The following is a 24,228-nucleotide window of genomic DNA, read 5'->3' on the forward strand; positions in this document are numbered from 1 at the left end:
TGCCTCTTCCCGATGAAAATAAGGACCTGAAAGGTGCCATGCCATCCACTCGTGCGAGCTGGTGCTTGTGAGTTAGTACTAACGCGGCAGCAGTCGGCGGTGGGTGTGAATCGCCATGAGAATACCGAAACCCGCCATCAAGGTCACGCTGGAGGTTCCCCCGAAGCTGACCAACGGGAGCGGCACCCCAACCACCGGCAGGATACCGCTTACCATACCCACGTTGACGAAGACATAGATAAAAAAAGTCAGGATGATGCTGCCCGCCAGCAGGCGGCCGAAAGTATTCTGGGCGCCACCCGCCATCACGATGCCACGCATGACGATCACCAGATAGAGCATCAGAAAAGCCAGCATACCGACCAGGCCGAACTCCTCTCCCAGCACCGCGACGATGAAATCGGTGTGGCGCTCGGGCAGGAATTCCAGCTGCGACTGGGTGCCTTGCAGCCATCCCTTCCCCAGCAGGCCGCCGCTGCCGATGGCGGTGGTAGATTGAATGATGTTCCAGCCGGAACCCAGCGGATCGCTGTTGGGATCAAGAAAGGTCAGGACACGCTGCCGCTGGTAATTGTGCAGGTTCATCCATAGCAACGGCAGCGCTGCGGTGGCCAACAAGGCCAGGATGGCAATAAAGCGCCAAGTCAGCCCCGCCAGCAACACCACAAAGACCCCGGCAGTCGCCACCAGTAATGAGGTGCCGAGATCGGGTTGTTTCGCTATCAACACCACCGGTAGACCGATAAGCAAGCCACAGACCGCCAGATCCCTGACCCGTGGCGGCAATTCTCGGCGGCAGAGATACGAGGCCACCATCATCGGCATCGCCAGCTTCATCAGCTCCGACGGCTGGAAACGGATGACCCCAGGAATCACCAACCAGCGCTGGGCCCCCATGCCCATATCACCGATCAGCTCCACCGCCACCAGCATCAGAACGCCAGCAAGATAGGCCGGAAAGGCCCAGCGCTGAAAGGTTGCTGGAGTGAACTGCGCCAGTACCAGCATGACCGTCAATGCCACGCCGAACCGGACACCTTGGGCAATGGGAACCTGAAGATGCTGTCCGCTGGCGCTGTAGAGCACGACCAGACCAGCCAGCATCAGCAGCAACAGCATGCCCAGCAACCAAGGGTCGAGGTGAATGCGCTCCCAAAAGCTCCGGCGACGCGCGATCCCGCTGGCAGGAGGCCGGACGGGATGACTGCGGAGCCCGCGGGTGAGATCGATCATCGCCATCGCTTAGTTTCCCGCCACACTGCCATCATTGCTCTCCAGGGTTTCACGGACCTCCTCGACATCCGGCTGTTCGTCCTCATCGAGTAACCAGGCATCGGTCATCGCACGGGCCAGGTGAGCGGCATGCGTACTGCCACCACCGGCATTCTCGACGATGACCGACACGGCAATCTGGGGATCATCCAGCGGGGCAAAGGCAATGAACAGTGCATGATCGCGAAGGCGCTCCGCCAATTCATCGGCATCATAGCGCTGGTCCTGGCCAAGGGAGAACACCTGAGCAGTGCCCGACTTGCCGCCCATTCGGTATTCAAGCCCCACTCCGGTGCGCCGGGCCGTCCCTTCGCTGCCTGATATGACCTTTTCCATACCGGCGAACACTCTGTCCCACCACGCCTCGTTGGCCAGCTCGAGATCCGGCGGAGTATCCGGCAAGTCGACTGGCACATCCTCCTCCCCGATACGCCTGGCGATACGCGGCTTAACCCATTCGCCTCGATTGGCCAGCACCGAGGTAGCTGTCGCCAGCTGCAGTGGGGTGACTTGCCAGTACCCCTGGCCGATACCCACCGAGAGCGTCTCGCCGGGATACCAAGGCTGTCCGAAGCGGTCGCGCTTCCATTCCCTGGATGGCATCAGGGCGTTGCTCTCACCGAAGATATCGTGCCCGACACGCTTACCGAAGCCGAAGTCGCGCATTCGTTCGTGGAGCCGATCGATCCCCAACTCATGGGCGAGCGTGTAGTAATACGTGTTGTTGGATACGGCGAGGGAGCGCTCCAGATCGACTCGGCCATGTCCCCAACGTAGCCAGTTGCGATAACGACGCGAATCATTCGGCAACTGAAAATAGCCGGGATCATTGATGGTCTTTTCAGGGGTTATCGCCCCTTCCGCCAGCCCCGCCATGGCCAGAAAGGGCTTGATGGTCGAGCCGGGCGGATACTGACCGCGAATGGCACGATTGAACAAAGGGAGATCGAGGTCCTGCTGCAGCGCGCGGTAGGAGCCAATATCGATACCGGTCACGAACTGGTTGCTGTCATAGCCGGGCACCGACACCAAGGCCAGTATCTCGCCGGTCGCTGGCGCCATGGCAACAATGGCGCCGCGTCGCCCGTCGAGCAGGTCGAATGCTAGCGACTGCAGCTCCTTGTCCAAGGTCAGGGTAATGTCCTTGCCCGGGACCGGGTTGGTGCGGCCAAGCTCGCTGAGCACGCGGCCGCGAGCGTTGGTCTCGACCTGACGCAGACCGGACTGTCCATGTAGCGCGTCCTCGTAGAAGCGCTCGACACCGGTCTTGCCGATGAAGTGAGTTCCGGCATAGCGTCCCGCATCGAGCGACTTCAGCTCATCGGTGTTGATGCGGCCGACATAGCCCAGGGCATGGACCAGCATCGGTGCATCGGGATAGTAGCGCAGCAGCTGGGCCTCGACCTCGACGCCGGGCAGGCGGTGGCGATTGATTGCCAGCCGGGCAATCTGCTGCTCGTTCAGATCGCTCATCAGCAGAGCGGGCTCGAAGGGTCGCTGAGGCTGGCTGGCACGCGCGCGAAAGGCCTTGGCCTCGTCACCGGAGAGCGCCAGCAACGCTTCCAGTAGGTCCAGCGTGGCGGCAAAGTCGTCGGCGCGCTCACGGACCAGCGTCAGGTTGTACGTGGGGCGATTCTCGGCAAGCAGCACCCCGTTGCGGTCGTAGATCAGCCCTCGTGTTGGCGGCAACGGCTCTACCCTGACCCGGTTGTTTTCCGAGCGCGTGCTGTAGACCTCATGCTGGACGACCTGCAAATAAACCAGACGCCCCATCAACAGGCCGGTCAATGCGACCACTACCAGAGCGGCGACCAGCGAACGCACCCGGAAGATTCGCAGCTCCTGCTCGGGGCTCTTCAGCTTGTCGGGGGGTTCACGCATGGGGGCAAAAGACCTTGGCAACCGCCCCGGCCAACGCAAAGGTCGACCTCAGGGCAGCGGGGAAATGGTAACTCAGCGGTGATAGGGATGACCGACCAGAAGCGTCCAGGCACGATAGAGTTGCTCGGCCAGCAGGATGCGCACCAGCGGATGCGGTAGCGTCAGGGGCGACAGCGACCAATGTTGATTCGCCTCGGCGGAAAGTGAGGCGTCCAGCCCATCGGGCCCCCCTACCATCAGCACCACGTCACGCCCTGCCAAACGCCAGGCGTCGGCTTCACGTGCAAGCTCCTCGGTGCTCCAGAGGCGTCCGCCGACTTCCAGGGCAACGCGATGCTCGCCGCCCTTGAACTTGCCACGAATCCGCTCGGCTTCCAGGGTAACGGCACGTCCCACATCGGCATTCTTGCTGCGATTGCCTGGCGTGATCTCCTCGACCTCGAAGGCAAAGTCACGCGGCAATCGCTTACGGTATTCCTCGACACCCGCCGTGACCCAACTCGGCATGCGATTACCCACGGCAAGCAAGCGGACTCTCACGTACCCCTTGCCTCGCCGCGATGAAAGGTTTCTGCCGTGACCAGCGACTCGGCATCGCTGGGTAGATCGGCCCAGAGGCGTTCGAGATCGTAGAGCTGGCGAGTCTCCGGCAGCATCACATGGATGACCATCTCACCCATGTCGACCAGCACCCAATCGGAACCATTCTCGCCCTCGACCCCTAGTGGCTGCAGCCCCGCCGACTTGGCCTTTTCGACGAGATTATTGGCCAGTGCTGCCACATGACGCGTGGAGGTGCCGCTGGCAATGACCATCAGATCGGTGACGCTGGTCAGGCGCGAGACATCAAGCAGACTGATATCCTTGGCCTTGAGCTCTTCCAGCGCATCCACCGCTAGCGTCTTGAGTGTGTCGATATGCATAGTCCTTTATATAAGCCCCTCATTGAAGCGAAGTCGTCACCCACTATTGTACCCACTCATTGCCGTCCTGACAGCGTGTCAGGACCGGTAAAGGCCATACACGTGAATGCGCGCCTCTACCGCCTCGGGGAGCAGATAACGAACACTGGCCCTGCTTGCCAGCCGATGGCGCACGTCGGTGGCGGAAATGGCCATGCGCGAGGGTAAGCGCAGACGCAATAAATGCCCCGCTGGCGTCGACATCAAGGCTTGCGTATCTTCTACCTCCCGGTCAGCTACCATGTCGCGCAATCCCGTCGATAGCGGTGTATCAATGCCGGGACGATCGATCACTACCACATGGGCCAGCTCGAAGAGCCGTTCCGGCTGGTGCCAATCCGCGAGGCGCAGGAACGCATCGTGGCCTAGCGCCATGACCAGCCGCGCTGCCGGGCCGACTTCCTCGCGCAGCGAGGCCAGGGTATCGGTGGTAAAGGAAGGCCCCTCGCGGTCGAGTTCGCGCGCGTCGGCGACAAGCCCCGGGGTGTCGCCGATCCCCAGGCGCAACAAGGCCAGTCGCTCTCCCGGTGAGATACTGGGCTCACCACGCAGCGGGGGCTTTGCCGCAGGTATCATGTGCACACGATCGAGACTCAGCGCTTCGCCAAGCTCTACCGCACTGCGCAGGTGTCCGAGATGGACCGGGTCGAAGGTACCACCAAGCATGGCAATGCGTGGAGACGCCGACAGTTCATGAGGTTCAGGGCGTGACGCGTGACCATTCTCGATCACTGGCGCACCAGTCATGGGCGCATCTGTTGTTGACGTCCCTGTCATTGACGTACCTGGCCATCACCGAGCACCACGTACTTGCGAGTGGTCAGCCCCTCGAGGCCCACCGGGCCACGGGCGTGCAGCTTGTCGGTCGAGATACCGATCTCGGCCCCCAGGCCATACTCGAACCCATCGGCAAACCGCGTCGAGGCATTGACCATGACCGAACTCGAATCGACTTCGGCCAGAAAGCGTCGTGCCAGGCCATAATTCTCGGTAACAATGGCATCGGTATGGTGCGAACCGTAGCGCTCGATGTGTGCGATGGCCTCTTCAATCCCCTTCACGACCCGAATGGCAAGCACCGGCGCCAGGTACTCGGTGTGCCAGTCGGCTTCGGTAGCCGAGACGATGCCGCCGAGAATTGCCCGTGTCCGCTCGCAGCCACGCAGTTCGACACCATGCTCGGCGTAAGCCGCCGCGAGAGCCGGCAGCATCTCCTCGGCCAGCGAGGCGTCAATGAGCAGGGTTTCCATGGTATTGCAGGTGCCATAGCGATGCGTCTTGGCGTTGATCGCGATGGCCAGTGCCTTTTGCGGGTCAGCGCTGGCGTCGAGATAGACATGGCAGACACCGTCGAGATGCTTGATGACCGGCACGCGCGCTTCTCGGGAAATACGCTCGATCAGCGATTTGCCGCCGCGCGGAATGATCACATCGACATACTCCGGCATGCTGATCAGACGCCCCACCGCCGCCCGATCGGTGGTAGCCACCACCTGTACCGCCGCTTCCGGCAGGCCGGCGTCGAGAAGCCCCTGTCGAATGCAGGTCGCAATGGCGGCATTGGATTCGCTTGCCTCGGAGCCGCCGCGCAGGATGCAGGCATTGCCTGACTTGAGACACAGGCTCGCTGCTTCCATGGTGACGTTGGGTCGCGATTCGTAGATGATGCCGATCACGCCGAGCGGCACGCGCATCTGACCGACCTGAATGCCGCTGGGGCGCGCACGCAGTCCATCGATTTCACCGACCGGATCCGGCAGGGCCGCCACCTGGATAAGTCCTTCGATCATTGCCTCCAGGCGGGCATCGTTCAGGGCCAGTCGGTCGAGCAGTGCCGCATCCAGTCCTTGGTCGCACCCACGCGACAGGTCGCGCTGGTTGGCTTCCAGCACCCGATGCCTGGCAGACTGGAGGTGCTCGGCCATCGCCGACAGGGCCGCGTTCTTTACGGCGGTAGGGGAGCGGCGCATCTGTACGGCGGCCTGCCTGGCAGCACGACCCAGGCCATCCATGTAGGCGTCGACATCCTTGACGGCCGGGGTCGTGGAATCATAAGTCAGACGTGAAGATTGAGCAGTCATGCCGTTGCGTGCCTCCTGGGGCGCCACCGCTGAGACAAAGGGCGCGCGAGCGTTATACTGTGCCGAGAATCGGCAAGGAAACATACTAAGCCACCATGCAGAGCAAGTACAAAATCGGCAAGAGCATTCACAGGATCGGCCTGTTTCGGGGCAACCTTTTGTTGGCTGCCGTTCTTCTGGCACTGCTCGCTGCCACGGCCGACACCCTGTCCGGTGCCCTGTTGCTATGGCTGGCAGCCGGTTGGCTAGGGGTAACCGCCAGCCTGCTGGAATTCAGTAATCGCCGCTCGGCCATGCTTCCCTGGCAGTTATTGCCCAGCCTCTTGCTGACCGGGCTCCTATGGGTCGCACCCGACCGCTATCCTCTGTGGTTATGGGCCTGGGCGATGTTGATCATGCTGCCCCAGCCACGCTGGTTGATAATCCTGACGGCCCTGCTCGCCCTGCTGAGCTGGTGGTCGCTATTGACGTGGCTTCCCCTGTATCAGGCGATGCTCTCCGGCTTGGTACTCATTGGCCTGATGGCCCTCGGCCTGGCGCGCCAGTATGGGCTACAGCCCCTTCACGGCCAGGCACGCCAGCGCATGCGTCTGGTACCCGAGCTGAGGCTATGGCCCAGGGAACAACTTGAGAGCGACCTGATCCGCGAACGTTCCCGGGCACAGCGCGAGGAGGTCCACGCCGAACTCTTGCTGTTGCGCACCCAGCGCCATAAGCTCTGGTCGCTGGCACGCCAGCTCTGCCGTCTCACGCGGCGTTTCGAAAGTTGCTATCGCATCGACGGCCGTACCCTGGCCGCATTACTGATCAGCAAGGATGCGAACAAGGCAGTGTCACGACGCCAGCGCCTGCTGCAGAGTCTCGGCTCACCCGCCAAGTGCCGTGCCGTGCCCTTGACGAGCGCCGAATCCTTGAGCGAAGAATGCCGTGCCCTTGTATCCCAGCATGAAAGGCTCATCGTGGTCGGTAAGGCCGCCCATGCGTGATCCAAGAATCTGGTCGCGTACGCTGCATGCCCTGGCCTACCTGGCAGGCGCTGTGCTGCTCGTCGTACATGCCTTGTGGCTTTATCTGATGGGCCACTACGCGAGCATCCTGCTGCCGACATTGCTGGCTCCCGTCATGCTGCTGGCCGCCCTGCTGCGGCTCGGACACAAGGATCATGCACGAGTCTCGGCCTTCTTGGTGCTGGTATGCGGGTACCTGCTGATCGCCATGGAACTGCCCCGGCAGGCGCTTCCAGCGCCGTTATGGGTAGGCATGCCGCCGGTGCTGACGCTATTGCTGCTGCCCCTTGGCCCAGCGACGCTGATCAACGTCTTGTCGACGCCCCTTTGGCTGTGGCTGGGCGAGGGTCTTCATGAGATTGACTTGCTACTCGGCTACCTGACCTTGGTCGTCGTCGCTGGCCTGGCGCCGCGCGAAGCCTTGCGGCAACAGGCCCTGCTGAAGGCTACCGTTCCTCATGACCCCGAATGTCCCGCCTTGAATCGCCAGACTCTGCATGACCGCCTTTACAGCGAGTGTGAGCGAGCCTTGCATCTCCAGCAGCGCCTCGCCGTCGTGATGATTCACCTGCCACAGCTCGACATGGCCGGTGAGCAATTTGGCCCTGCCGCGCGTCAAGCCCTGCTCGACAGCCTTTGCCGCGAGGTATCCAGGCGCTGTCGCGACCACGACCTGCTCGGCCGCGAGTCCCAGGCAGACTTCTGGCTGGTGCTCTCCGATACCAGCGAGAATGGGGCATTGATGGTCTGTCAGCGACTGGAGGAAGCCCTGCACCGCACGATCCTGCTCGAGACGGGCCCCGTCGAATGCCGCCTGGCAATGAGCCTCTTGCAGCCCCAGGAAACCACCGAGCGCTTCGAACAGCGCCTCGTGGCAAGCACTCACCGTCTAGCCGAAACATGATCGCCCTTCCGAGTGATGCAATCCCGGCGTGAATATCCTCGATGCCTTCTATCAGCTCACCCCATCGCCCGGCCTGCTGCTGCTGATCATCGGCGCCATCGCCCTGGTGGAATCGCTGGCACTGGTCGGCTTGCTCGTCCCCGGCGTGGTGTTGATCACGGCCAGCGCCTCGCTGGCGGGGCATCAGGATCTAGCGCCAGCCACGGTGATCCTGGTGGCGTTTCTGGGCGCCATCATCGGCGACGGCCTGAGCTTCTGGTTGGGCTATACGCAGCGGGAGAACGTGAACCGGCTGTGGCCACTGTCCCGCTACCCGGAGTGGATCGATCATGGTGAGCGCTTCTTCCAGCGTTACGGTACCTTTTCGGTCTTCCTCGGACGTTTCGTGGGCCCGGTTCGCCCCGTTATTCCGATGATCGCGGGCATGCTGCAGATGTCGCCACGCACGTTCACGCTTGCCAACCTGCTCTCGGCCATTCTCTGGGCGCCCGCCTATGTATTGCCCGGCTACTTGCTGGGACGCACCTGGCAGGAACGCCTCGACCTTCCGAAAGCATTGGAACACTGGCTGATCGGCCTGGGCGTGATGATCGTCATCCTGGCGGTGATATTCTCCTGGCTTCGCCATCAAACCCACCGCAGCGGACTGGTCTACCGCGGCCTGAGCTGGCTGGCACGCCAGCACCCCCAGGGGCGTCGCCTATGGCGGCTGCTTTCATCACCACATGACAAGGACCCGCCGCTGGCCTCATGGCTGTTGTTGCTCTTCTCGCTGATGGCGCTCTCTGCCTGGACGCTGGTGATTATTCATCACCACGGACCCTTGGCCATGGACCAGCGGCTGCACGATCTGCTGGCTTCCCTGGCATTTCCCTGGATGGGCGTGCTGGGTCAGGGCCTGGCGAAGGCCGGGGATTGGCTCGGCATTGTGGTGCTGGCGCTGCCCTGGGGCATCTGGCTATTGTCACGGCGGCAAATGGCGGCATTGGGGCATCTCACGGGCGGCCTGGTCGGAATCGCCTTTCTCAATACGCTCGGCAAGGCCGTCATCGGCCGCGAGCGCCCCCACGCACCTGACTACCTCGCCGACTCGCTGGCCTACCCCAGCGCCCATACCTCTACCGCAGTGGTCGTGTTTGGGATGGCAGCCGCCTTCATCGCCCGAGAACTCTCACCCGGACATCGTTTCTGGGCCTATTGGGGGGGCATCGCCATCATCGTGCCGATGGCGCTGTCGCGCTTGATGATCGGGGTGCACTGGCTCAGCGACCTGATCGGAGGCGCCTTGCTCGGCCTGATAGTCTGCGCCCTGGTGCAACTGGCCTGGCAGCGCCGCCCACGGCGCTCGCTGACCCCTTGCCCCTGGCCACTGCTGGTGATCGCTTCGCTGACGCTGATAAGCATCCGTATCGTCTGGTTACCCCCGGTCTAGCCGAGTGCCAACCAGCCCCCCACGCCGATCATCAGCGAACCGGCAAAGCGATTGAGCAGACGCAGATTGTGCGTTTTTCCGAGCAGACGTCTCAGGCTGCGCCCGCCGGCGGCATAGAGCAGCAAGCAAATAAACTCGATGCTCAGTATCAACCCGATCAGCACCGTCAGCTGGCCGAACAGGGGACGGGCGGCATCGAGGAACGGCGGCAACAGCGCCACGAAGAAGGCCCAGCCCTTGGGGTTGGCCACCGCCGTCACGAACCCCTGCAACGCCAGTTGACCGCGCGATGCCGGCGGCATTTCCATGCTGTCCAGCGGAATCGCCATGCGCCCGCGGCTGCACCACATCATGATGCCCAAGTACGCCAGGTAGAGCCCGCCTAACCACTTGAATACCGCGAACAGCTCAGGCTGTCGCAGCATGAGCGCGGCGACCCCGGCGCCCGAGGCGGCGGCGACCAACCCCACCCCGCAGAGCTCGCCGGCCATCATCCATAGGCTGCGCCTCACGCCCTGCGTCATTCCCAGCACCATCGACAGTGTCATGCACATGCCGGGAGTAAGCGACACCAGGAAGAAGGTCGGCACAAACACCGACAGCATCGACAGCGGGATCAAGGATCTTCCCCCCAGCGCGGCATCAGCCGGTGGGTAATCCCCAGCTGATTGAGAATGCGGGCTACAATGAAGTCGATCAGGTCATCGATACGGGTCGGCTGGTGATAGAACCCCGGCGCCGCGGGCAGGATTACTGCCCCCATCCGCGTCAATGCCAGCATGTGCTCCAGATGAATGGCCGAGAAAGGCGTTTCCCGCGGCACCAGGATCAACTTGCGCCGCTCCTTCAGCGCCACGTCGGCGGCACGCTCGATCAGGTTGTTGCTGGCGCCTGTGGCCACCGCCGACAGCGTTCCGGTTGAGCAAGGGCAGATCACCATGGCAGACGGTGCCCCGGAGCCGGAGGCCACCGGGGCCATCCAGTCCTCGCGACCGAAGCAGCGGATCTGTCCCGCGCCGGCCCCCGTGCGCCCACTCAAGGCCTCGACAAGACGCTCGGGGCGCGCCGGCAGCTCGATAGCGGTCTCGGTGGCGATGACCAGATGCGCCGCCTTGGAGATCATCACCCAGACCACATGGTCGGCGGCCACCAGTGCCTCGATCAGACGCAACCCGTACTGGGCGCCGGACGCTCCGGTAATCGCCACGGTGACGGGCTCGTTCCAGGGAGTCGGGTGAGCGTCATCCATCATGCGCTATCTCCAGGGCCGACAGCAGCTTTTCATGAATTCCGCCGAAACCGCCATTGGACATCACCACGATCCGATCCAGCGGGCGCGCCTCGGCGACCAAGGCCGCCACCAGATCATCGAGGTCTTCGAACAGCCGCGACGCCACCGGGCTCGCCGCGAGCACCGGGGCGAGCGACCAGTCGAGGCCGGGTGGCTGGAACCAGAAGGCGAAGTCCGCTGCGGTTACGCTGTACGCCAGTCGTTCGCGCAGAGTGCCGAGCCGCATGGTGTTGGAACGCGGCTCGATCACGGCCAGCAGGCGACCGCGTGGTGTCGCGGCACGCAGCCCCTCCAGCGTGGCGGCGATTGCCGTGGGGTGATGGGCGAAGTCGTCGATGACCTGGACGCCGGCGATTTCGCCGCGCAGCTCCTGGCGTCGTCGCGGCGTTTCGAAGCGAGAGAGAGCCGCCGCCCCCCGGGCCAGGTCGACACCCAGCGCGCTGGCCGCGGCGAGGGCAGCCAGCGCGTTACGGGCGTTATAGGCGCCGGTCAAGGGCCAATCAACCACCGCGTCCTCGTCGACCTCGGCCTGCTGATGGATGACCCGGAAGCGCGACGCATCGTCTCGCTCCAGCACCAGCCGCCAGGGGCTGGTGGTCGCCGCACCGAAGCGCTCGACCGGGGTCCAGCAACCCCGCTCGAGCACCCTGTCGAGCGCCGGCTCGCCATCGGCCACCAGCAAACGGCCACGACCGGGTATCGTGCGCACCAGATGGTGAAACTGGCGCTCGATGGCGGCCAGGTCGGGAAAGATGTCGGCGTGGTCGAACTCGAGGTTACCGAGGATGGCCATCTCGGGCCGGTAATGGACGAACTTGGACCGCTTGTCGAAGAAGGCCGTGTCGTATTCATCGGCTTCCACGACGAAGGGCGCCCCTTCACCGCCGAGACGGGCCGATACACCGAAGTTCCTCGGCACCCCGCCGATCAGAAAACCCGGCATGAGCCCGGCGGACTCCAGCAGCCAGGCAAGCAGGCTCGCCGTGGTGGTCTTGCCGTGGGTACCGGCCACCGCGATCACGCGCCGCCCGGGCAACACCTGCTCGGCCAGCCACTCAGGACCCGAGAGATAGGGCAGGCCTTCGTCAAGCACCGCTTCCACCTCGGGGTTGCCTCGCGAGAGCGCATTGCCGATCACCACGCGGTCCGGTCGCGGCTCAAGATTCGCGGGCGAATAGCCCTCGCGCAGGTCGATTCCCGCCTCCTTGAGCTGGGTGCTCATCGGCGGGTAGACATTGGCATCCGAGCCACTGACGGTGAAACCCAGCTCTCGACCCAGCAGGGCCAGGCTGCCCATGAAGGTGCCGCAGATACCGAGAATGTGAAGGTGCATGTGCTCTCCGGGGAAGCTTGCCGCCGCAGGCCACGGCAGGGTAGCGGGAGACTAGCATGGCGGCTTCGACCGGCTCCAGCCGACCGACAGCCGAAAGCGTCTAGCACTGCAGCAAGCCACCCGGTGCGGATGCAGCCCATGCCACTTTCGGCTAGACTCAACACCTTCCCGACCCCCTTGATGTGAGCAGGAGCAGTAAAGCCCCATGGCCCAGCACAACGCCTTCTACGCCCAGTCCGGTGGTGTCACCGCCGTGATCAACGCCAGCGCATGCGGTGTCATCCAGACCTGCCGGCGCCACTCGGACCGCATCGGTAATGTCTACGCGGGCCACAACGGCATTATTGGCGCGCTCACCGAGGACCTGATCGACGTTGGCCGCGAATCCGACGAAACCATCGCCGCGTTGCGCCACACGCCGGGTGGCGCCTTCGGCTCCTGCCGCTACAAGCTCAAGGATATCGAGACTCACCGTACCCAGTACGAGCGCTTGATCGAGGTCTTCAAGGCCCATGACATCCGTTATTTCTTCTACAATGGCGGCGGCGACAGCGCCGACACCTGCCTAAAGGTGTCGCAATTGTCTGAAAAGCTGGGCTACCCGTTGACGGCGATCCACGTTCCCAAGACCGTGGATAACGATCTACCAATCACCGACAACTCGCCAGGCTTTGGCAGCGTGGCCAAGTACATCGCCACCTCCACCCTGGAAGCCTCGCTAGATATCGAATCCATGTGCGCCACCTCGACCAAGGTGTTCGTGCTCGAGGTCATGGGGCGCCATGCCGGCTGGATCGCCGCCTCAGGGGCGCTCGCGGGCGAAGGCGAAGGCCAGCCGCCGCACCTGGTGATCTTCCCCGAGGTCGCCTTCAACCGGGCGGCCGTCATGGCCCGGGTCGAAGATGCCGTGAAACGCTATGGCTACTGCGTGATCGTGGTATCCGAAGGAGCCCGCTACAAGGACGGCACCTTTCTGGCCGACTCCGGCAATACCGATGCCTTCGGCCACCGCCAGCTGGGCGGCGTGGCGCCCACGCTGGCCGGCATGGTCAAGCAGGACCTGGGCTACAAGTATCACTGGGCCGTGGCCGATTACCTGCAGCGCGCCGCCCGCCACCTGGCGTCGAAGACCGACGTCGAACAGGCTTACGCCGTCGGCGAGAAAGCCGTAGAACTGGCACTCGAAGGCCAGAACGCCATGATGCCGGCGATCAAGCGCATCAGCGATACGCCCTATCAATGGCGTATCGAGGCCGCCCCGCTGGCCGAGGTGGCCAACCGCGAGAAGTTCATGCCCAAGGAATTCATTCGCGACGATGGCTTCGGTATCACCGAGGCTTGCCGCCAGTATCTGTCACCGCTGATCCAGGGCGAGGATTTCCCCCCCTTCGTCAACGGCCTGCCCAAGGTCGCCAGGCTGGCGGGCCACAAGGTCGAGCGCAAGCTGCCCGACTTCTCTCTCTAGGCTCACCTCAGCAGCCACGACAAGACCAGCAGCAAGAGCAACACTCCCGCCACTCCCTGCCAGAAACGAGCCGGCTCGCGAAACATCCGCGGGACGGCTCGGCGCCCCTGCCGCTCCTCCCCCAGGGGGCGGCGCAACGCATGCAGGAATTCCGACAGACGCCGGTAACGCAGCGAGCGCTGAGGATCCAGGGCGCGACGCAGCGCGTCGTCCAGCGCCGGGTCGACCTCGGGATTGCGGGTACTGGCACTACGGTAGCTGAGCTGCTCGAGATCGGTGTGGCTGCGCAAGCGGTCGGGGGTCAGCGTGTAGGGAAGCTCGTCCGTCAGCAGCCAATAAACGGTGGACGCGTACGAATACTGGTCACTGCGACGTCCCACCTCATCCCCCAGGGCATATTCGGGGGCGGTATGTTGCGTGAGCCCCACCTGATTGACCAGCCGCCGAGAGCGCTTGTGGCCATCGACCTCGCGAAGGTGGCAGGCACTGAAGTCGATCAACACCACTTGGCCGTGCGGGTCGATCAGCACGTTGCCGGGGTGGATCTGCTGATGCAGCAGGTCCCGATGATGCAGAGCCTGGATCGCCTTGCCCAGTTGGTTGGCAATGTCCAGCCGCTGCACCAGGCTGGCCTGCGGATGCTTGCGCGCCCATTCGACGAGGGTCTCGCCTTCCACATGCGCCATCAGGTAATAAAGATACCGTCGCGGCCGCGAGGACTCCATGACACGGACCACGAACGGCGACCTGACTCGCTCGACGACCCATTGTTGCAGCAAGAAATGTTCGAGGTAGGCGTTGCGGGTGGAAAGCTCGGGACTCGGTGCCTTCATTACCATTTCGCGCTCGGTGAGCACGTCGCGCACGCGATAGACGCGTGACTGCGCCGTTCGCGACAATACCGCCTGCACCTCGAGACCGTCCAGGCGATCGCCTGGTGAAAGCTCCGGCGGTATCGGCAGATCGCCGTATACCTTGCCGGGACGGTCATTCTCTTCGTCGGGTAATTGGTCGATACGCACCAGCTGGAAGCAGAACTGCTCGGCCCCGTAGCCGCGCGACTGAGCCCGTGCAATGGCCGCCTCGGTCAACCGTTCGCAGGCGGCGTCCAGGTCGCTGGCATCTTGGCGGATCAGCTGTACGTATTCCGAAGGCATCAGCGTGCCCTGGGCGACCTGGGTGGCGAAGAGGAAAAGATCACCCTGCTTGAGCGGCATTTTTAGGTAATCAATTTCGAGACTGGCATCCATACCGAGTGCTCGAGAGGGATAACGGTAGCCTCCTAGGTCATTGACATGATCATGGGAAAGCTGCTCGAACTCGGCACCCCGCAAGCGGAACACCAGGGTATCGCCCATGTGGAAGAGATGCGCTTCCTGACCCCGAAAGACCATTGCCGACAGCGAAGCGACATAGCTGCCCTCGTCAAGATGCTTGCTCTGACTGTAGCACCAGCCATTGAGCGCATGGAGAACCCGCGTGGCCGAAGTCTTGATATCCCAGTGGTCCGGCGTGGAAAAGTAGTCGGCGATAAAGCCACGCACGCTGAGATCACCCGCCTGCTTGGCGTTGGTGTTGCGCGACGTCGAATCGCTGATCAGCGCACAGGCCCCCTTCGCGCCGAGCAGCGTCGATTCGGGCAGATGCACCGACATGGAACTACGATGACGGTGTCGCTCCGGGGCAACGAAGGCCTGTCCGTAACTCAGTGACAGTTGGGCGGTTGCCAAGGGGTTCTCCTCTGGTCGACACGGCCGACCATGGAGCCGGCAGGTTTACTCAAGTCACTCATGATACATGGGTCCATGGCCCCGTTGACCACCGCCCGAGACAATCGGCCCTCCCCGGCCATCGGCACCGTCGCGGGCAAGAAGACGGGCATCTAATGTCGCATTGGTAATAGCCCTCGCGGCTCCGTATAATTCGGCAACTTTTTCGTCCATTCGATTCCGATTCGCCAACCCAAGGAAGTGACGATGAACTTCGACAACATCCCCTCCGGCAAGGATCTCCCCAACGACGTGTTCGTGGTGATCGAGATCCCGGCCAACCACACGCCGATCAAGTACGAGATCGACAAGGACATGGGCGCCCTGCTGGTCGACCGCTTCATGGCGACCCCGATGTTCTATCCGGCCAATTACGGTTTCATCCCGCATACCCTGGCCGATGATGGCGATGCCCTGGATGCGCTGGTCGTGACGCCATATCCGGTGCAAGCCGGTGCCGTCATCCGTGCCCGTCCGGTCGGCATTCTCAACATGACCGACGAAGCCGGGGAGGATGCCAAGCTGGTCTGCGTGCCCCATCCCAAGCTTTCCAGCCTCTATGATGAGGTGCAGGAAGTCACGGACCTGCCCGAGTTGCTGCGCCAGCAGATTGCGCATTTCTTCGAGAACTACAAGGATCTCGAGAAGGGCAAGTGGGTCAAGGTCGAATCCTGGGAAGGCGCCGAGGCCGCACGCAAGGCCATCGAAAAATCGGTTACCGCCTTCGAAAAGGCCTGACGGATCGCACTGATTCGCCGAACGCCAAGGGCAGCCAAAGATATACTGTCGTGATGATGGCCTAAAAAAGGCTCGCCTCCCGGGGCGAGCCTTTTGGTCACTGCCGGTTGTCGGGACCGGTCTTACGGCTGCTGTGCCGCTGAGTCCTCCTCGACACTCTCGGCTTCATTATCATTGTCGGCGGCGGGGTCGTCCGTCGGCTCATTCGGTGCATCGTCGTCTGCCGGTGGCGAGGGCGCCTCTTCGCTTGAGGGCGCTTCAGCGCTCTCGCCAGCTTCGACCGGTGCCGATGCCTCCTCGCTGCCGGCCGCCTTCCCTATCGCACCGGTTTTTTCCGCTTCCGCGACTCGCTCGGCGATCTGGCGAGTCAGGTCCCGCGCCCGAACAATATGGTTAGCCATCACCAGCGAATGGTTGGCGAATATCCCGAAACCCGAACCGTTGAGGATCATCGGACTCCACAGGCGGCGCTGGGTACGTTCCAGCTCGGCCACCAGCAGCGCCAGATCGTCGAGCGCACCAGACGCTTCGAGCACATCGGCCTGGTCACGGCGTATCGCCTCAAGAAAGTGAATCAGCGCCCAGCCACTGCCACGCGCCTCGAAGAAGATGTTGTCGACGCGATACCAGGGCGTGCGGGACGGTAACTCCGCATCGTCGAGCCCGAGCTCTCTTAGGCGATCGCGGCTGCCTACGCTTGCCGAGAGCCTCATTCCGAGGCCATCGAGGCGCTGCCCCACCTGGTCCAGCCAGCCGGCGAGCCCTGCCCCGGCCGCAAAGCCGGCATTCTGCGAGCCCAACGCCTGCAGATAGCCTTCCAGCGACACCAGGGACTCCTCGAGCTGATCCTCGAAGGAGGGGTTGAACCATGCGCTGCTGTCGTGGGTCAAGCGCTCGGCGACCTCGTCAAGCAGGGCAAAATGGCCCTCTTCCATCGCCGGCAAGGCGCGCGTCAGGTCACGGGCCTGATTGAGCACGCCCAGCTCCCAGCTGGGCATGTTGTCGAGCCACACACCGGGCGGCGCTATGTCATTGCGCAGGTAACCGCCCGGCTTGTCGAGAAGCGTGTCGAGCGTTGTCATCAACGCGGCGGTGGTCACGGTGCCGCGAGCCGCCGGAGACGTGTCGGTTCGCTGCACGGCGGTGGCCTGCTCCACATCGAAGGTGGCCGGGGTCCGGCTCCACCAGATGCCCAATGCCACGGCAATCAACAAGGCGATCACCAGCAGCGTCAGAAACGGCTTCCAGATCCAGCCGTAGTCTGGGCGTTCGAGCGCCTCGATTCTTTCTCGACGCCTGGCGGCGCCCTTTCTCGTCAAAGCCATGAGCTTGGTTCCCTGCAATGGACAAAGGTGGTGGTAGACGGCAAGCCACACCCGACATCGAAGCGGCGGCGCGACAACGCAGCGCACCCTCCGGCCCTGGTGATGGTCAACAGTCGGCGCCTTCTGCGATATCCTAGCAGTTCGTCGATGGGTTGGGCCCGGATAGGAACCGGCAACGCCTCAACGGATCCGAGTTCACGTCAGTCGTCGTCTCATTGGAACGTAAAAAGGAAACGCGTGGTGAAATCCGGTCGCATGGTCTGCCTGCTGTTACTCATGCTGTTCTCGCTGTCGGTGCAGGCGCAATGGTTTTCGTCTTCTTCGCAAGATGACTTCCTGCCGGTCAACGAAGCCTTCGCGCCCAGCGCCTGGCACGATGGCGAGACACTCTTCGTGGGGTTCGAGAACGCCGAAGGCTACTATCTCTATCGCCACCAGTTCGCGGTGGAAGCCCCGGACGAGGATATAGCGCTCGGCGACCCCCAACTGCCCCCAGGGGAAGCCAAGACCGACGAGTTCCTGGGCGACGTCAACGTCTTTTACGACAGGGTTGTCTTCGAGGTGCCGTTCACCGGTGAGGTGCCACCCGGCCCCTTGTCGTTGGACCTGACCTTCCAGGGCTGTGCCGATGCCGGGCTTTGCTACCCCCCCGAGACGCTGGCACTGCAGGCCGCGCAAGGGTCGCCACCCGCAGCGTTTGCCGATAGCTTGGCATCACCAACTTCCGCGGCATCAACTTCCGCATCGACCGTCGATGTCAGCACCGAACGATCCGGTCTTTCGCTCGTCAGCGAGGACGCCCGCTTTCGTGAGCTGATGCAGAGCGCAAGCCTGCCCCTGGTGCTGGGGCTGTTCTTCATCGGCGGCCTGGGGCTGACCTTCACGCCCTGTGTGCTGCCTATGGTCCCGATCCTGTCATCCATCATTGTGGGGCAGAACCCCACCCGTCGGCGCGCCTTTCTCCTCTCGGCCAGCTACGTGGCCGGCATGGCGCTCACCTATGCCGTGGTAGGCGTGTTGATGGGGCTCTTCGGTGCGGGACTCAATCTCCAGGCGCACCTACAATCCGCCCCGGTGCTGATCACCTTCGCGTTCTTGTTTGGTGTCTTTGCGCTGGCCATGTTCGGTGCGTTCAACCTGAGCCTGTCTCCGCGCCTGGCGGGACGCATCGATGCCTGGCAGGCGCGGGCCCAGCACAGTGGTCCGGCGGGCCTGGCGCTTGCCGGCGCCCTGTCGGTGCTGGTGGTCTCCCCTTGCGTCTCGGCGCCTCTGGCCGGCGCACTGGTGTTCATCTCCACCACCGGTGACGCCCTGCTGGGCGGTGCTGCCCTGCTCGCCCTGGGGCTTGGCATGGGTGTCCCGCTGCTGCTGGTCGGGACCCTCGGCACCACCCTGCTGCCCCGCTCGGGTGCTTGGATGAATGGCGTCAAGATCGCCTTCGGCATCCTCATGCTGGCGGTGGCCATCTGGCTCGTCGAGCGCCTGGTCCCGGCCCCCCTCGCCCTCGTGCTGTGGGCGGCGCTTGTCGTCGGCAGCGCCCTGGCGCTGGGAGCACTGACCGTCAATCAGGCCCAAGGCTGGCCTCGGGTACGCCAGACGGCAGGCATCCTGCTGCTGGCATGGGGCATCGCCCTGATCATCGGCGCCGCCGGCGGCAGCGGGGATCCCCTGCGGCCACTGGCAGGCCTTACCGCCTCCTCTTCCACTGACCCGCGCGGCGCCGTTGAGGACGTTGATGTCATCACCGTGACACGCCTCGACGGCCTGGAGCAGGCCCTGGCCAGCGCCGCCGACACGGGCCGCCCCTCCTTCGTGCACTTCACCGCCGACTGGTGCATCTCCTGCAAGCAGCTCGAGCGTCAGGTCTATACGAACCCGCAAGTCGCGGAACGCCTCTCTGCATTCACGCGCATCAACGTGGATGTCACCGAGACCGACGCCGCCAGTCGCCGCCTGCTCGACCACTATGGACTGTTCGGCCCCCCGAGCCTGCTGTTCTTCGATGCCAGCCGCGAGTTGCGCGAGGCACGTATCCAGGGAGAAATACAGGCAGCGCCCTTCGCGAGCCACCTCGATGGGGTAATCGGCTGGCTGGAGGAGCGGCGCGGCTGAGCCTCGCCACTGCTTGGCGAACAGTGTTCTGGTAGCCGCTGGACATCCTTGGTGAACTTCGTCACACTTCGCCAACTTCCTTTTTACGGCCATTAGAAGCGACAAGAGACGCTATCTTGCCGCGATCTAGTGAGACTTGGCCCAGGTTGACAGCGCTACCGGGCCGGCGTCGACCAACGAACCCATCGATCGAGATAACGTCATGGATATCCGCAAGGTCAAGAAGCTGATCGAGCTGCTCGAAGAGTCCAACATCAGCGAAATCGAGATCCAGGAAGGCGAGGAATCGGTACGTATCAGCCGGCATCCCAACGGCACCAACTGGCAGCAGCCAGCCCCTTATGCCTACCCCCAGCCACAACAGCCGACGTCCCAGGCCCCCATCGCGGCACCCATTGCCGAATCGGTCGACGAGACCCCCGTCTTCAAGGGACATGCGGTGAACTCCCCGATGGTCGGTACCTTCTATCGCTCCCCGGCACCAGGTTCCAAGCCCTTCGTCGAGATAGGCTCGAGCGTCAAGAAAGGCGAGACGATCTGCCTCATCGAGGCCATGAAGATGATGAACCAGATCGAGGCGGACCGTGACGGCGTCATCGAGGCGATCCTGGTCGAGGATGGCGAGCCGGTCGAATTCGACCAGCCAATGCTCGTGATTGCCTGATCCGGCACCCTGCTGACTCCGGGCTCACCTTTCACCTGACAATACTGGCGGATTCCTCATGCTGGACAAGGTTCTCATTGCCAATCGCGGCGAGATCGCCCTGCGCATCCTGCGCGCCTGCAAGGAGCTGGGCATCAAGACCGTGGCGGTTCATTCCCAGGCCGACCGCGAGCTGATGCATGTACGACTGGCCGACGAGGCCGTCTGCATCGGGCCGGCGTCCTCGGCGCTGTCCTACCTGAACATCCCGGCCTTGATCAGCGCCGCGGAGGTCACCGACTCCAGCGCCATCCACCCCGGTTACGGCTTTCTTTCCGAGAATGCCAATTTCGCCGAACAGGTCGAGCGTTCCGGCTTCACCTTTATCGGGCCGCGGGCCGAGACCATCCGCCTGATGGGCGACAAGGTCAGTGCCATCGAGTCCATGAAGAAAGCTGGTGTACCCACCGTGCCCGGCTCCGACGGGCCACTCGGGGAGGACGAGGGCGAGACGATTGCCGTGGCGCGACGCATCGGCTATCCGGTGATCATCAAGGCGGCCTCGGGGGGTGGCGGCCGCGGCATGCGCGTGGTGCATACCGAAGCCCACCTGCTTTCGGCGGTCAATGTCACGCGCACCGAAGCCCATGCCGCCTTCGGCGATGGCACTGTCTACATGGAGAAGTTTCTCCAGCGTCCGCGTCACGTCGAGGTACAGGTCCTGGCGGATGGCCAGGGCAACGCCATCCATCTGTACGATCGCGACTGCTCGCTACAGCGTCGCCATCAGAAAGTCATCGAGGAGGCCCCGGCCCCCGGCATCAACGAGACCGCCCGCGCCAAGGTTTTGGAGGCCTGCCGCGAAGCCTGCATCACCATCGGGTATCGCGGCGCCGGCACCTTCGAGTTCCTCTACGAGGACGGTGAGTTCTTCTTCATCGAAATGAACACCCGCGTCCAGGTCGAGCATCCCGTGACCGAGATGGTCACCGGCGTGGACATCGTCCGCGAACAGTTGCTTATCGCCTCCGGCCTGCCGCTCTCGGTCTCCCAGGAGGACGTCAAGGTCAGCGGTCATTCCTTCGAGTGCCGGATCAATGCCGAGGATTCCCGTACCTTCCTGCCCTCCCCCGGCAAGGTGACGCTCTATCATCCGCCCGGCGGTCTAGGGGTTCGCATGGACTCGCATGTCTATACCGGTTACACGGTTCCGCCCCACTACGACTCGCTGATCGGCAAGCTGATCACCTGGGGCGTTGACCGCGAGACGGCACTGACGCGCATGCGCAATGCCCTGGATGAATTGCTGGTGGAAGGCATCAAGACCAATACCGACCTCCACAAGGATCTGGTGCGCGACGGCTATTTCCAGCAAGGCGGCGTCAACATCCATTATCTCGAGAAGAAGCTGGGCCTCTAAACCCCTGAGCCCTCACATGGCGGGCACCGCGAGAGACCGCAGCGTGCCCCGCCCTTATCATCCTCTCCCCATGATTCTCTAGAGACCTGCCCATGCCCTGGCTGCAACTCAAGGCACGCATTGCCCCGGAGCAAGCCGATACCCTGGAAGAGCTGCTACTTGCCGAAGGCGCTACCGCCATCACCTTGCAGGACGCTCACGACGAGCCGGTCTTCGAACCGGAGCGTGGCACGACGCCACTGTGGGAGACGACCGTGCTGACCGGGCTCTACGACGATCTGGAAGGGGTTGACGCCATGCTCGCCCAGGTGGCTGCTGCCTGGGCCGAGGTGATGCCAGAAGAGCCCTGTCCCGACATCGAGGTCGAACTGCTCGCCGACCGCGACTGGGAGCGAGAATGGATGGACGACTTCCAGCCGATGCAGATGGGCGAGCGGTTATGGATCGTGCCCAGCTGGCATGAGCCGCCGGAGCCCGAAGCGGTCAGCCTGCACCTCGACCCTGGCCTCGCCTTCGGCACCGGCACCCACCCCACCACCGCGCTCTGCCTGGCCTGGCTCGACGACCTTGCCGTGGCCAACCGGCTGCATGGCCAGGCGGTGCTCGATGTGGGTTGCGGTTCGGGGATCCTGGCGATTGCCGCGCTCAAACTGGGCGCGCCCTCCGCGACAGGCACCGACATTGACCCACAGGCGCTCCAGGCCAGCCGTGACAACGCCCAGCGCAACGGCATCGATGACACCGACCTGCGGCTCTGCTATCCCGAGCAGCTCGAGGCGAGTGTCTTCTCGATCGTGGTCGCTAACATTCTCGCCGGCCCCCTGGTCGAGCTGGCCGGCGAGATCGCCGCCCGAGTGGCGCCAGGAGGACGACTGGCATTGTCGGGCATCCTGGCCGGCCAGGCCGACACCGTTCTCGAAGCCTATGCGGCCCAGGGGCTGGTCATGGAGGAGCCGACAATCCGCCAGGGCTGGGTGCGGCTCGCCGGCCAGCGGCCGAGCTGAACAATGTCTTGCCGGCATATCGCTTCATCGTCACCTTCACCCTTGGCGGTGGTGGGCGTATGATGTGCACCCTCTGAAGCCTGCGACCTAGACGATGCCTGATACTCGCCCCCTGCCTCGTATCGGTAGCCACACGCTGCCCAACCGAGTCATCCTGGCCCCGATGGCCGGCGTCACCGACCGTCCTTTTCGCCAGCTCTGCCGCGAATCGGGCGCGGGGCTGGTGGTGGGCGAGATGGTCACTTCCGACCCCAGCCTCTGGCATACTCGCAAATCGCGTCAACGCATGGACCACCGCGGCGAGCCAGGGCCACGCGCCGTGCAGATTGCCGGCGGCGACGCCGGACAGCTCGCCGAGGCGGCCCGTCTGAACGCCGACATGGGCGCCGAGATCATTGACATCAACATGGGCTGCCCGGCCAAGAAGGTCTGCAACAAGGCCGCCGGATCGGCGCTGCTTCGCGACGAGGCCCTGGTGGCCGAGATCCTCGACGCAGTGGTGGCCGCCGTGGACGTGCCGGTGACGCTGAAGATTCGTACCGGCTGGTGCGCCGAGAGCAACAACGGTGTGCGTGTCGCCCGCCTCGCGCAGGAAGCCGGCATCCAGGCGCTGGCCGTCCACGGGCGCCATCGCCAGCAACGTTATACCGGCGTGGCCGAGTACGACACCATTGCCGCCATCAAATCGGCGGTCGCGATCCCGGTCTTCGCCAACGGCGATATCGATTCTCCCGAGAAGGCCGCTCGCGTCCTCGACTATACTGGTGCCGATGCAGTAATGGTGGGTCGTGGTGCTCAGGGGAATCCATGGATTTTCCGCGAGATCGACCACTTCCTGCGGCACGGAGGGCGTCTTGCCCCTCCGTCCGATCAGGACCGCGCCGAGGCGCTGCGCGCGCATCTCGCCGCCTTGCATGAGTTCTATGGGGAGCACCAGGGTGTCCGTATCGCACGTAAGCATGTCGGCTGGTATCTGAGCGATGACAAACGTCTCGACGCGACGCTCTGTCGTGATCTAAGGGCCCGTTTCAATGGCCTCGACACTGCCGATGCCCAGTACCGCTTCATCGACGAATGCTTTCGTTACGGCTCTCAGGCGACCCCGGTCCCCCTGACCCGTAACGTGACTTCAAAGGGAACCTGTGCCGCATGACCAGCCAAGCCTTTCCCAAGAATCCCGCGCTACCCGGGCAGAATGCTCAAGCCTCCCAGGAGGTTACCGGCCTGGACGATGCCTCGCTGGATGAGCCGGTCGCTCAGCAGCCGCTGCGCGAGGTCGTGGATGGCGCCATGCGCCGCTACTTTGCCCATCTGGACGGCGGCGACGTCACCGGCCTCTACGCCATGGTCATGGCCGAGGTTGAGGCGCCGCTCTTCGCCACCGTGCTTGATTACGCTCAAGGCAACCAGACCCGCGCCGCCGAGATCCTCGGCCTCAATCGCGGCACCCTGCGCAAGAAACTCAAGCAATACGACCTGATTTGATCCTGTTTCAAGACAGTTTCGAAACTATTTCGAGACTATTTCGACATCCATAGAGACCCACCGAACTCCCCGTAAGCCGTTTCGTGTTTTCAAGCCCACTGCCA

Annotated in this window: 22 protein-coding genes; 11 read left to right on the plus strand and 11 right to left on the minus strand. The window is 63.4% G+C overall.

Annotation, left to right across the window (positions count from 1 at the left end; translation table 11 throughout):
- Positions 1 to 78: 78 nt before the first annotated feature.
- The 6 genes from rodA to BM341_RS02075 form a co-directional block, all read right to left on the minus strand.
- Positions 79 to 1,239, minus strand: coding sequence for a rod shape-determining protein RodA (gene rodA / locus BM341_RS02050; protein WP_089792401.1), 1,161 nt, complete (start codon positions 1,237 to 1,239; stop codon positions 79 to 81).
- A 3-nt stretch (positions 1,240 to 1,242) separates the two neighbouring features.
- Positions 1,243 to 3,153 (minus strand): penicillin-binding protein 2, encoded by a 1,911-nt coding sequence (gene mrdA, locus BM341_RS02055; RefSeq protein ID WP_089792403.1) that lies wholly within the window; start codon positions 3,151 to 3,153, stop codon positions 1,243 to 1,245.
- Between the two features lie 72 nt (positions 3,154 to 3,225).
- Positions 3,226 to 3,693, minus strand: a complete 468-nt coding sequence (rlmH, locus tag BM341_RS02060; protein ID WP_089792405.1) for a 23S rRNA (pseudouridine(1915)-N(3))-methyltransferase RlmH — start codon at positions 3,691 to 3,693, stop codon at positions 3,226 to 3,228.
- A complete protein-coding gene (gene rsfS, locus BM341_RS02065) occupies positions 3,690 to 4,076 on the minus strand; it encodes a ribosome silencing factor (protein WP_089792407.1) in 387 nt (128 codons plus the stop codon). The genes rlmH and rsfS overlap by 4 nt, the downstream gene beginning before the upstream one ends.
- A gap of 78 nt (positions 4,077 to 4,154) precedes the next feature.
- On the minus strand, positions 4,155 to 4,781 hold the full coding sequence (nadD, locus tag BM341_RS02070; RefSeq protein WP_245784135.1) for a nicotinate-nucleotide adenylyltransferase: 627 nt from the start codon (positions 4,779 to 4,781) through the stop codon (positions 4,155 to 4,157).
- A 107-nt stretch (positions 4,782 to 4,888) separates the two neighbouring features.
- Entirely contained in the window at positions 4,889 to 6,196 is a 1,308-nt protein-coding gene (locus BM341_RS02075; protein WP_089792412.1) for a glutamate-5-semialdehyde dehydrogenase, read from the minus strand.
- A gap of 95 nt (positions 6,197 to 6,291) precedes the next feature.
- On the opposite strand from BM341_RS02075, the gene BM341_RS02080 reads away from it, so the two are divergent.
- From BM341_RS02080 to BM341_RS02090, 3 genes are read left to right on the plus strand one after another with little or no spacing between them, the layout of a single operon-like run.
- The gene (locus BM341_RS02080; protein WP_089792414.1) at positions 6,292 to 7,182 is read left to right on the plus strand and encodes a hypothetical protein; all 891 of its coding nucleotides are present in this window, start codon (positions 6,292 to 6,294) and stop codon (positions 7,180 to 7,182) included.
- The gene (locus tag BM341_RS02085) at positions 7,175 to 8,107 is read left to right on the plus strand and encodes a GGDEF domain-containing protein (RefSeq protein WP_175507773.1); all 933 of its coding nucleotides are present in this window, start codon (positions 7,175 to 7,177) and stop codon (positions 8,105 to 8,107) included. The genes BM341_RS02080 and BM341_RS02085 overlap by 8 nt, the downstream gene beginning before the upstream one ends.
- Positions 8,108 to 8,135: 28 nt before the next feature.
- Positions 8,136 to 9,539 (plus strand): bifunctional DedA family/phosphatase PAP2 family protein, encoded by a 1,404-nt coding sequence (locus BM341_RS02090; RefSeq protein WP_089792418.1) that lies wholly within the window; start codon positions 8,136 to 8,138, stop codon positions 9,537 to 9,539.
- On the opposite strand, the gene BM341_RS02095 is transcribed toward BM341_RS02090, so the two are convergent.
- From BM341_RS02095 to mpl, 3 genes are read right to left on the minus strand one after another with little or no spacing between them, the layout of a single operon-like run.
- Positions 9,536 to 10,144, minus strand: coding sequence for a LysE family translocator (locus tag BM341_RS02095; protein WP_425431968.1), 609 nt, complete (start codon positions 10,142 to 10,144; stop codon positions 9,536 to 9,538). The genes BM341_RS02090 and BM341_RS02095 overlap by 4 nt on opposite strands.
- Before the next feature lie 11 nt (positions 10,145 to 10,155).
- Complete coding sequence (locus BM341_RS02100; protein ID WP_425431969.1) at positions 10,156 to 10,788, minus strand: flavin prenyltransferase UbiX; 633 nt, start codon at positions 10,786 to 10,788, stop codon at positions 10,156 to 10,158.
- Positions 10,781 to 12,163, minus strand: a complete 1,383-nt coding sequence (gene mpl / locus BM341_RS02105) for a UDP-N-acetylmuramate:L-alanyl-gamma-D-glutamyl-meso-diaminopimelate ligase (RefSeq protein ID WP_089792421.1) — start codon at positions 12,161 to 12,163, stop codon at positions 10,781 to 10,783. Before mpl ends, BM341_RS02100 begins: the two co-directional genes overlap by 8 nt.
- Before the next feature lie 205 nt (positions 12,164 to 12,368).
- On the opposite strand from mpl, the gene BM341_RS02110 reads away from it, so the two are divergent.
- Positions 12,369 to 13,628, plus strand: a complete 1,260-nt coding sequence (locus BM341_RS02110) for a 6-phosphofructokinase (protein WP_089792423.1) — start codon at positions 12,369 to 12,371, stop codon at positions 13,626 to 13,628.
- 2 nt (positions 13,629 to 13,630) lie between these two features.
- Here BM341_RS02110 and BM341_RS02115 read toward each other — a convergent pair whose 3' ends face one another.
- Positions 13,631 to 15,358: a bifunctional protein-serine/threonine kinase/phosphatase gene (locus BM341_RS02115; protein ID WP_089792425.1), complete on the minus strand. Its 1,728-nt coding sequence runs from the start codon at positions 15,356 to 15,358 to the stop codon at positions 13,631 to 13,633.
- 246 nt (positions 15,359 to 15,604) lie between these two features.
- Here BM341_RS02115 and ppa point away from each other — a divergent pair, with 246 nt between their 5' ends.
- Positions 15,605 to 16,135: an inorganic diphosphatase gene (ppa, locus tag BM341_RS02120; RefSeq protein WP_089792427.1), complete on the plus strand. Its 531-nt coding sequence runs from the start codon at positions 15,605 to 15,607 to the stop codon at positions 16,133 to 16,135.
- 122 nt (positions 16,136 to 16,257) lie between these two features.
- Here ppa and BM341_RS02125 read toward each other — a convergent pair whose 3' ends face one another.
- Entirely contained in the window at positions 16,258 to 17,460 is a 1,203-nt protein-coding gene (locus tag BM341_RS02125) for a DUF2333 family protein (RefSeq protein ID WP_089792429.1), read from the minus strand.
- A 255-nt stretch (positions 17,461 to 17,715) separates the two neighbouring features.
- Here BM341_RS02125 and dsbD point away from each other — a divergent pair, with 255 nt between their 5' ends.
- The 6 genes from dsbD (at position 17,716) to fis (ending at position 24,124) form a co-directional block, all read left to right on the plus strand.
- Entirely contained in the window at positions 17,716 to 19,572 is a 1,857-nt protein-coding gene (gene dsbD / locus BM341_RS02130) for a protein-disulfide reductase DsbD (protein ID WP_089792431.1), read from the plus strand.
- Between the two features lie 202 nt (positions 19,573 to 19,774).
- A complete protein-coding gene (gene accB, locus BM341_RS02135; protein ID WP_089792433.1) occupies positions 19,775 to 20,236 on the plus strand; it encodes an acetyl-CoA carboxylase biotin carboxyl carrier protein in 462 nt (153 codons plus the stop codon).
- 58 nt (positions 20,237 to 20,294) lie between these two features.
- Positions 20,295 to 21,635, plus strand: a complete 1,341-nt coding sequence (accC, locus tag BM341_RS02140; protein ID WP_089792435.1) for an acetyl-CoA carboxylase biotin carboxylase subunit — start codon at positions 20,295 to 20,297, stop codon at positions 21,633 to 21,635.
- A gap of 92 nt (positions 21,636 to 21,727) precedes the next feature.
- Entirely contained in the window at positions 21,728 to 22,639 is a 912-nt protein-coding gene (gene prmA / locus BM341_RS02145) for a 50S ribosomal protein L11 methyltransferase (protein ID WP_089792437.1), read from the plus strand.
- A gap of 94 nt (positions 22,640 to 22,733) precedes the next feature.
- Positions 22,734 to 23,792 (plus strand): tRNA dihydrouridine synthase DusB, encoded by a 1,059-nt coding sequence (dusB, locus tag BM341_RS02150; RefSeq protein WP_089792439.1) that lies wholly within the window; start codon positions 22,734 to 22,736, stop codon positions 23,790 to 23,792.
- Positions 23,789 to 24,124, plus strand: a complete 336-nt coding sequence (fis, locus tag BM341_RS02155; protein WP_089792441.1) for a DNA-binding transcriptional regulator Fis — start codon at positions 23,789 to 23,791, stop codon at positions 24,122 to 24,124. The genes dusB and fis overlap by 4 nt, the downstream gene beginning before the upstream one ends.
- Positions 24,125 to 24,228: the final 104 nt, after the last annotated feature.

The organism is Halomonas korlensis (assembly GCF_900116705.1).
In the GTDB taxonomy this organism is placed as follows: domain Bacteria; phylum Pseudomonadota; class Gammaproteobacteria; order Pseudomonadales; family Halomonadaceae; genus Halomonas; species Halomonas korlensis.